Origin of the sequence: Methylocaldum sp., from assembly GCF_039794385.1 — a bacterium.
Classification (GTDB): Bacteria; Pseudomonadota; Gammaproteobacteria; order Methylococcales; family Methylococcaceae; genus Methylocaldum.
In genome coordinates, this window is the sequence record NZ_JBDIVO010000201.1 from 1 (window position 1) to 9,012 (window position 9,012).

A 9,012-nucleotide genomic window follows, 5' to 3' on the forward strand; every position below is an offset into this window, starting at 1 on the left:
GGTTCGCGGCGATGCGAAAAGCCAGGGCGCGCGGATTGTCGGCAGGACTTCGTCGCTCGCTCTGATGCAGGCGCAGATAGGTTTCCTGGACCAAATCGGCAGCGGTTTCCGGACATCGGAGGCGGCGCATGAGAAAGGCGAAAATTTCGTCCCGACTGTCCGAGAAAACGCTTTCGGTGCCGAGCGATGAAGGATTCATAAATTGGCGATGGGATTCGGTGCCGGTTTGGTGGGAAACGGATTGCGTCCGGAGCTTGTGTACGAGACAGTTGCCTGGGTTTCCGCGAGCTATGTTGGGGAATGTATTGATTTTCGTGAACAAGCTTTCGACCTGCATCGACGCCATGATTGTGCGATGTGGTCGCGGTCGGCCTTTCCATCAAGCGCCCGAGGTGCTCGGAGAGGCCGACCGCTGGTCAGCATCAATAACATAACAAACGGCGTGCCAAATCTTTTTGCCTTTATATTTCAAAAGTTTATTAAATCACGCGGTTTTCGAATGGGGGGAGCTTTAATGCATTTGCCGCACTGCGGCGAGTGAAATGCCGCACGGTCCATGCGACAAAATGTCACCTTGAATCAATGGGTTAGGTTTAATAGGATAATCCCATCTCGTAGCAGCTATTGGTTCTCCTCCGAGGCCAACCGTACGAGTGCGTGAGATCTCCTCATTCGATCGGGATGCCGTTCAGTCGGCATCCCGTTTTTTTTTGCATTACGCCCATGTCAATTCGCCCGGATCATAGCGGAGAAATGTCGGGTTCATGCCTCAGCACAACCCGCCTCGCCAAATTCGATTTCTCTCTATAAAGGTCGCGCTCGAGGCGTTTTCGCGATACGCCTTTCGCCCGACGCGCCGCAAGCGGGCTTCCGGAAACACGGACTCAGCCGCGCTGACGGCGGATGCAATCGGAATCGGCGTCGCTCCGGGCGTTATTTTCGAAGTCAGGCCGTGCGGGTCGGCCTAGCCATCCAGTTCGACCGGGGAGAACAGATTGGCCATCGGGCGGACGTAATCGAAAAACACCAGATAGACGCCGCTGAACGCCACGACCGCGAGTACCGGAGCGCTGTAGATGCCGAAAACCTTGTGCGGGTCGAATATGAGGCGCTCCCGGCTCGCGCGGCGCTTGACGGTCAAGGCCCGGACGAGCTGATTCCGGCTCGGCCACCAGAGGTAGATTCCGGTCAAGACCGAGACCAGCAGCGCGACCCCACCGGTGGCGCGGGAACTCGTGCCAGGGGATCGATGTGCGATCTCTTCGCTCGGATGGTCTGCCGGGTCAAAAGCTTCATCTAGACCCCCCAATGTTATTGTTTATCCTCGTGGAGGTAGACGGACCGCGCGCAAAAAGCCGCCAAGCGGGTTGAGATCTTTTAACGAGCGGCATGTGCTCCGTCGAGTTTTTTCCGTCAAACGCCACAGATGACTTAGGCTTTTGCCGCTCCGACCTAGAAGGGAAGGCCATTCACGGTGCCGCGATTGCCGATATGCCGCATCCTTCCTTAAGTTCCGTTCACTCGAAATATGGCCGCGCAGCAAGCGTTGCGTGACCTTGCCCTTTGTTTCGTAATCTGGTTGAGGCAAAGTGGATGTTTGTAGGTCAAGTTGGCTCGATTCTTTCTTTGTTAAGTCCGCACGTTTCCTTTGAGACGTTTTCCATTCATTCCACTTCCAAGGAGGATTTCGATATGTTGATGGGTGCGCTTGCCGTTTTTACTTTAGTTGCCGCTATGGGCTTGATGATGATCCGGGACGCCTGGCGCGGCCAATCCGTGGGGCCGGCTTACTCGCTGGTTCATGCCGCCGCCGCGCTGCTGGGCTCCGGTTTGGTGATCGCTGTCGCGCTGGATGGCGACCAGCGGGTTTATGCCAATATCGGCATGGCCGTAGTCATCATTCTTTTGGGAGCTGCGATGGGATTCGCCGCCAAAAGAGGGAGATCGGCGCCTAGAATCGTGCTGATGGCCCATGCAGCCCTGGCGGTTGCTTGTTATGGGCTGTTGGGTTTTTTCGCTCTGAATCCGGACGCGGCGTTGATGTAGTTGTTTCTCGAACTGCGCCGAGGTCTATACATCTTCGTATCCTCTGATTTTGAGAGGAAAACCCTGACCCCCGCCCACTGGAAAGTGTTGCAAAGGTCCAATTTATAGGCTGGGCTGAGGAACGAAACCCAGCATTTTCGCGGATTGCTGGGATTTCTTCGTCATCCCGGCCTATTTTTGCTTTTGCGACACCCGGTGGGAGAGGGGACTTATGCTCGGTGATTCCTGAATGGTCAATACTGGAATAAGCATTAGCGTTTTCGCCAATGGGTTCCCAAGCGGGGAGCTCGGGAACCCCCAAGTTCAGGCGGGTAGGGATACGATTCAGGCGTTCTCAAAAGCGGATCGTCACGCCGCCGATCACCGTTCGGCTCGGGCCCGGGCGCAAACCATTCGAGTAGTCTGAGACATACAGCTTGTCCGTCAGGTTGCGACCTTGAACCCAGAGCGTTACCGGAGTGTTCGGGATGGCATAGGTCGCGCGCGCCGAAAGGAGGGTGCGGCTGGGGACGGCGCCCACGACGATGGGCTCGCGGAGGTCGATCACATCGCCCGCCTCCGGAGGGGCGCCGTCTTCATCCGTCAGGATGGGATCGCGGGTGTTGGCCGGGTCGGTGAAGAAGCTGTCCATATGGGTCAGGGTCGCGCTGATCTGCCAGCCGCTCGTGTGTTCCAGGCCCAAGGTCAAACTGCCCGTGTGCAGCGGAACCTCGGGCACTTGATTACCCTTGCTGACGCCCTCGGTGAATCTCGCGTCCGTATAGTTGTAGGCCAGCATGCCAAAGAAATTATAGGGCGACTGGGTGTAAGCGGCCGAGTCGACCCGCACCGCGACATCGACGCCGACGGCCTCGGAATCTTCCGCATTGATGAATATGTCCCGCCCGGTGTTCGGATCGATGTAGGGGAGTTGCACGAGCGTGTTGTCCAAGACGTTGTAAAAGCCCGCCAGTTCGAAATTGATGCCCTTCACGAAGCTGGAGCGCACCCCGATCTGCGAGTTGATACCGGTTTCGGGAACCAGCGGGAAGTCGCTGCCGCGAGCCGGCGCGGGCGTACAGCCCCGCTGCACGCTGGCAAAGAGCTGTGTGTCCGTGAAGCCGCTGTAAAGAAAGCTGATGCCCGGCAGCAGAATCGATGTGTTGTCTTCCTCTTTCGGCTCGGGGCCATCCTCTGCGTCGAAAACGCGCGTCTTGTTTTGGGTGTAGTGCTCCATGCGGAGGCCCGGAGTTATCGTCCAGTCGCCGAAGCGCATGGCGTCCTGCAAATACGCGGAGTAAGCCGAGGCCTGATAGCGTTCGTCGCGGGTCAATGTGCCGCGATCATCCACGTCGAGTACCTCGCCGACTTCACCTTCCGTGCGCCGATCCTGGTAGGCCGTTCGCCCTGAGCTTGTCGAAGGGTTTCTTGAACCTACTGGGATAGGCTCTTATTCACGCCCGAAGTTCTTCGGGAGCAATGCCAAGGCAAAAAGCACGATGAGCAAGAGAAACAGGATTCCGGCGATGGCCATGCTTTCAAGCCACGCTTGGCCGTATGCCAGGCCCTGGGCCAGCCGTGCGCCTAAGGTTTTCCATGGCGGGCGAGCCGGTTTCCGGACCGCCTTATTCCATAAACTTTTCATACCCGTCCAGGCACTCAGCGCCAGCCGTTCCGCCGGTACGAGCAAATCGCCCGCTGGTATCGGCGGGGCGGACCGGGCGAACCGGCGGCCGAACAGATAAGCCAGCAAGATACCGCCGCCCACCGGCCATAATTCGCTCCAGAGAATCCCGGGTTCCAGCGCATGCTCGAAAAAGGCCCGCGCCGCGTCGGCGAACATGATCCAGGTGAGTGCAAATACGCCAAGCAGCGCCAGCCCCCAGGTAAGACCCAATCCCCGGCTCCCGCTGCCGTGGCTTTCCGTCAGCGCCTCGTGTCGGACCAGGTAGAGGAAGCGTACGAGCAGCAGCGTGGTGCCCACCGCCGCGAAAGACAATGTCCAGGCCAGCCAGTCCTGCGATGGTTCGGGCACCGAGCCTATGGCTCTCTTGAGCGACTCTTTGGCGAGCGCACCGCTGGTAAAGGGAGCTCCCGCCAGCGCCAGCGCGGGCAGCAGCAGCCCGGCCGTGATCCAGCGAAGTTTCCGCTCGTCGCGAGCGGTTTCCCGCGCGACTCCGACGCCGAGGAACAAGGCTCCCTTGGCCAGAGCATGATGGACCGCATAGACCGTAACCGCCGCCAGACACGACGGCCAGCCCGCCGGTGCCGCCAAGCCCAATCCGACCGGCACGGTGATGAGCCCCATTTGGCTGATGCTGGAATAGGCCAGCACGGTTTTGGAGTCCTTTTGGACCAATCCCACCCCAGCACCGTAGAACGCCGCGGCGAGCCCTGCGGCCGTCAGTCCATAGCCCCAATCGGGAAGAGCCGCCTGCCCCAGCGGCAGAAAGCGCAGCCAGCCCAAGAGACCGGCCTTGATGATGACTCCGCTCAGCACCGCGCTGGCGGGAGTGGGGGCGACCGGATGCGCCAAAGGTAGCCAGACATGAAGCACCAGGACACCAACCTTGATCCCGAATCCGCCGAGGAACAACGCCACGATCAGATTTCGCTGCGGCGATACGGCGACAGCCTTCGGAATCTGGTCGAGAAACAGACTTTCCGCCGCGCTCGCGCTCAGCAAAAAAGCGACGAGCAGCATGGCCTCCCCAAGGATGGCCAGGATCAGATAGATGCGCCCCGCTCGGTGCGGCTCTTCACCGCCCTCATGCACGATCAAGCCATAGGCGGAAAAAGTCATCAGAGAAAAGAATAAATAAAAACTCGCCACGTCCTGGGCCAAAATGACGCCGAGATTGCCCGTCATGGTGCTCAGAAAGAACCCGCCGAAGCGGCGGCGCTTCGAATCGGAGGCCAGATAAACCTGAGCGTAAAGGCCTGCGATCAGCCACAGCAGAGCGGTGAAGATTAGAAACATCCGACCGGTGGCATCCAGTCCCAAACGCGTGCCTAGCAATAACCAGGACAGATCGATGCGGAAATCCGGCGCCGCGGCCAGAACCAGGCCCGGCAATGCGGCCCAGGGCGCGATAGGCCATGTCGGGGAACGCCCTGAGGCCATGAATAGCGCGATCGCCAGAAGGGAAGGAGCGAGCAGGGCGGCGGCGACCAGCCAACTCGTGCTCACGAAACGTACTCCCGGGCCGTGACCAACTTGGCCCAGCCCAGCGGGCTGAACCACGAGCCCGCGAACAGTCCGGCGGCAAAGGAGAGAAGAGCGGTGATCAATGTGGGCACCAGCAGCGTCGGACGGGTTTCGAGCTGATCGCGTTCGCGTTTCGGCCATTCTCCGCTCGCGGGCAGAAACCAGATGCGACGTAGGACCGGCAGGAAATAAGCGGCGTTGAGCACGGTGCTGACGGCAAGCACAGCGAGCGCCCAGTAGTCCTTCGCGGCTATCGCCCCCAAGCCCAGATACCATTTGGTGACGAAGCCGGCGACCGGCGGGACGCCGATCATGCCCAAGGCCGCCACGGTAAACGCAACCATGGACCAGGGCATGCGCCGGCCGACGCCGTTCATTTCGCTGATCTTGTGAATGCCCAGGGTTTCGGCCAGATCGCCTGCGCAGAAGAACAGAGTGATCTTCATCAGTCCCTGGTGTACCAGGTGCACGACGCCGCCGATGGTCGCCAGCGGACCGAGAATGCCGATTCCCAGTACGATGTACGACACCTGACTGACGGTGGAATAGGCCAGCCGCCGCTTGAGGTCGTCCTGAGTCAACGCCCGCACCGAGCCATACACGATGGTGATGCCCGCGACCCATGACAAGGGACCCAGCACGCCCAGGCGAGCGGCGAACTCCACCCCGTACACGTCGTAGGCGATGCGCACGATGCCGAAGGCCCCGGCCTTGACCACCGCCACTGCATGCAACAAGGCGCTTACCGGGGCGGGCGCCACCATGGCGACCGGCAGCCAGCCGTGGAGCGGCACCAGCGCAGTCTTGACCCCGAGCCCCGCGACCAGAATCGCGAAGATCGCGAGCAGGTCAGGGTAATCAACCACCGAAACCCCCGCCAGCACACCGCGCTCGGTGAACTCGACAGACCCTACCACCTCGTACAGCCAGACGACGCCCACCAGCAGCAGTGCGCCGCCGGTCATCGTGTATTGCAAATAGACCTTCCCGGCGCGCAACGCGTCCGCTGTACCGCGGTGCACCACCAAGGGATAAGTGGACAACGTCAGCAGCTCATAAAAGATGATAAAGGTGATGAGATCGCCGGCCAGTGCGATGCCCATGGTGGAGGTCACGCACAGGCTGAAAAAACCGAAAAACCGGCTGCGATGGGGCGATCCTTCCAGATAGCCGATCGCGTAGATCGTAGTGAGCAGCCATAGGACCGAGGAAAGCCCCACGAACAGCATGCCCATCGCGTCGGCGCGCAATACGAAATCTTGATCCGGCAGCAGAGGCAACCGGGTTTCGTAACGATGTCTCTGGAACACGCCCCATACCATGATGCCCACCAGCACGAGCTTGGCTACCGCGCCGATCAGATTGAGCCAGGAGCGGGTGCGATGCTGTTCCTCGCCGACGAAGAAAATGAGCAGGCCGGTTATGAGCGAACTCAATACCACCAGGAGGGGCAACCAATCGTCGAAAGTCATGGGGCCACCGTCGACGGTGCGGAGGCTTCGAGCAGAAGGGGCGCGCCCGTCTGCAAGAGGCGAAGCGGATAAGCCGCCGCAAGCCCCAGGGCCAGGGCGATGCCGGCCAAAGACAGCGCGGCTAAGGGCATGACCAAGGGCACCGGATGGAACGCAGCGTACTCCCTTGGTGGCAGAAAACAGCGGCGCAGCACTCGAAAGATATAGGCGGCGGACGCGAGCCCGCCCAAGACCAGAACGGCGGCCCACCACCATTGCCCGGAGGACAGCGCGGCATTGAGCAGAAGCCACTTGGCGATGAATCCTCCGCTCGGCGGCAGACCCATGAGACTGACACCAGCCATGGCGAAGGCGAACAGGCTGATGGGTAGGTGCCGGCCGACGCCTTCCAGCCGATCGATCCGGTCTTCGTCGGTCACTTTCAGCATGGCGCCGGCCGCCAAGAACACGGCGGCCTTGGCCACGGCATGGGACACGGCCAAGTACACGCCGCCGCTCAAGGCGGCCGGGGCACTCGTAGAAGACGCAGCGGCAAGCGGAAACGTCAGAAACAAATAGCCGACTTGAGTCACGGTCGACCAGGCGATCAGCATTTTCAGCTTTTCCTGGTGAAACGCGAGCCAAGCCCCGGCAAACACGGCTATGGCGCCCAGAGAGCCGATTCCTTGTGTAAAGACTTCGGTCAGCGCGGACGGAAAGACCTCGAACCAAAGGCGCAGCAGCATGTAAAAAGAAGCCTTGATGACCAGTCCCGACAGCAGAGCGCTGACCGGAGCCAAAGCACTCCCGTGCGCAGGCGGCAACCAGAAATGGAGCGGAAAAAGGGCAGTCTTCAGCATCAGTCCCACGGTAATCAGGCTCGCCGCCAATGTGTTTGCGGGTTCCGGGCGGAACAATCCCGCCATCCGCTCCAGTGACAAGGTGCCGTAGGCGCCGTACAGCAGGGCTACGCCCATGAGATACGCCAGAGAGCCCGCCAGCGCCGCGAGAAGATAGCGGAGCCCGGCAGCGAGCGAGTCTCGGTCGCCCGCGAGCACGACCAGACCGACGGCGCTTAGACTCAACAGTTCGAGGGTTACGTACAAATTGAAGAGATCGGCCGAGAGAAAAACGGCGTTGAGCGCCCCCCACAAAAGCCACCAAAGCGGCCAGAACCGGATGCCGCGGTTTTCGTCGCCGGCAAAATAACCCAGAGCATAGAGGCTGATGAAACTTCCTACTGTTGCCGTCATGCCCAACATCGCGAGGCTCAGCCCGTCTGCTCGCAGATCGATCCCGAGAGGTGCTCCCCAGCCTCCGATCGGATAGTGCTGGAGACCCGCATTTTCGAATTCGAGAATGAGCCGTATCAGCGAGAACCAAATGCCGGTCATCGTTGCCGCCAGCAGGCTTCTGTGGCCGCGCGGTCCGAACAGGAAGGAAAGAGCTCCGGCCATCAGAGGAAGCAAAATCAGCAAGGGTATCCATGGCGCGGCGAACGAGATGCCGCTCATGGCTCGGGCCGAGGATCGTTCGGCAGGCGAGTTTCTCCGGTCAAGTCGTAAAGACGCCGGACCAGCGCCAGCCCAAAAGCGGTAGCGCTGACCGCGACGACGATTCCGGTGAGTACCAGGGCTTCCGAAACCCGGTCCGGCGGCGTTCCGGCGACTCGCTGCGGCAGCCCCACGAGGACCAGGAACACGCCGCTGCCCATGATGTTGAATGCGATCAGTCTCCGTACCAGATGAGCATGGACGATGAAGCCGTAAAAGCCGAGGGCGAACAGAACCACGCCGGCCATGGCATAGATCAGCCCGCCGCCGATCATGACTGTCCCGCTCTTTCGCCCTCCGCCGAGTGTGCCGGTCGGGACGGTGACATGCATCGAATGCGGGGAGGTGCCGCGCCGATGAAAGCGGTTGCGAGAATCGCCGAGATCGACACGGTCAGCGCCGATTCTACCACCAGGATAGCCATCGCCGCTTCCGCCGTTCGGTATTCCAGCAGCCTCGAACCCTCGAACAGCGGCAGAGCGGCAACCGCAAGAAATACCCCGAGGCCCACAACGAGGCATACACGCAACCATGCATTCGGCGACTCGAAGCTCGGAATCGTGCCGGTCAGGCGCAGCAGAACGCCGCCCCCCGCGAGCACAGCCCCCGCTTGGAATGCTCCACCCGGCCGGTGCGCACCCGCCCATAACAGATATCCCGCAGCGAGAACGATGAGCGGAACTATCAAGCGATTCAGAGCCGCGAGCACGGGACTCGAATCGGGCGTAGCGTCGGGTATGGTGGCGGGGCCGGGAGGCCGGAATGCCAGGATTCC

9 protein-coding genes are annotated in these 9,012 nt (G+C 60.7%); 1 reads left to right on the forward strand and 8 read right to left on the reverse strand.

Going from position 1 to position 9,012, the window contains the following annotated elements; all coding sequences use genetic code 11:
- On the reverse strand, positions 1-199 hold a 199-nt coding region (locus ABJK70_RS15935), incomplete at its 3' end, for a sigma factor (RefSeq protein WP_347258451.1).
- A 765-nt stretch (positions 200-964) separates the two neighbouring features.
- Entirely contained in the window at positions 965-1,309 is a 345-nt protein-coding gene (locus tag ABJK70_RS15940; RefSeq protein ID WP_347258452.1) for a PepSY-associated TM helix domain-containing protein, read from the reverse strand.
- Positions 1,310-1,563: 254 nt separating this feature from the next.
- On the opposite strand from ABJK70_RS15940, the gene ABJK70_RS15945 reads away from it, so the two are divergent.
- A complete protein-coding gene (locus ABJK70_RS15945; RefSeq protein ID WP_347258453.1) occupies positions 1,564-2,046 on the forward strand; it encodes a hypothetical protein in 483 nt (160 codons plus the stop codon).
- 334 nt (positions 2,047-2,380) lie between these two features.
- Here ABJK70_RS15945 and ABJK70_RS15950 read toward each other — a convergent pair whose 3' ends face one another.
- From ABJK70_RS15950 to ABJK70_RS15975, 6 genes are all read right to left on the reverse strand, one after another.
- Complete coding sequence (locus ABJK70_RS15950) at positions 2,381-3,376, reverse strand: TonB-dependent receptor (protein ID WP_347258454.1); 996 nt, start codon at positions 3,374-3,376, stop codon at positions 2,381-2,383.
- 99 nt (positions 3,377-3,475) lie between these two features.
- Positions 3,476-5,215, reverse strand: a complete 1,740-nt coding sequence (locus tag ABJK70_RS15955; RefSeq protein ID WP_156881857.1) for a complex I subunit 5 family protein — start codon at positions 5,213-5,215, stop codon at positions 3,476-3,478.
- Positions 5,212-6,705 (reverse strand): proton-conducting transporter membrane subunit, encoded by a 1,494-nt coding sequence (locus tag ABJK70_RS15960; protein WP_347258455.1) that lies wholly within the window; start codon positions 6,703-6,705, stop codon positions 5,212-5,214. Before ABJK70_RS15960 ends, ABJK70_RS15955 begins: the two co-directional genes overlap by 4 nt.
- Entirely contained in the window at positions 6,702-8,198 is a 1,497-nt protein-coding gene (locus ABJK70_RS15965) for a proton-conducting transporter membrane subunit (RefSeq protein WP_086133908.1), read from the reverse strand. The genes ABJK70_RS15960 and ABJK70_RS15965 overlap by 4 nt, the downstream gene beginning before the upstream one ends.
- Positions 8,195-8,512 (reverse strand): NADH-quinone oxidoreductase subunit K, encoded by a 318-nt coding sequence (locus ABJK70_RS15970; RefSeq protein WP_347258456.1) that lies wholly within the window; start codon positions 8,510-8,512, stop codon positions 8,195-8,197. The genes ABJK70_RS15965 and ABJK70_RS15970 overlap by 4 nt, the downstream gene beginning before the upstream one ends.
- Positions 8,509-9,012: MnhB domain-containing protein (locus ABJK70_RS15975; RefSeq protein WP_347258457.1), on the reverse strand; the 504-nt coding region annotated here is incomplete at its 5' end. The genes ABJK70_RS15975 and ABJK70_RS15970, both read right to left, overlap by 4 nt.

What these genes read in the sequence shown, in the direction of transcription:
- ABJK70_RS15965 (WP_086133908.1), bottom strand. Translation starts at nt 8,198, where the DNA reads ATGAGCGGCATCTCGTTCGCCGCGCCATGGATACCCTTGCTGATTTTG.
- ABJK70_RS15960 (WP_347258455.1), bottom strand. Translation starts at nt 6,705, where the DNA reads ATGACTTTCGACGATTGGTTGCCCCTCCTGGTGGTATTGAGTTCGCTC.
- ABJK70_RS15970 (WP_347258456.1), bottom strand. Translation starts at nt 8,512, where the DNA reads ATGATCGGCGGCGGGCTGATCTATGCCATGGCCGGCGTGGTTCTGTTC.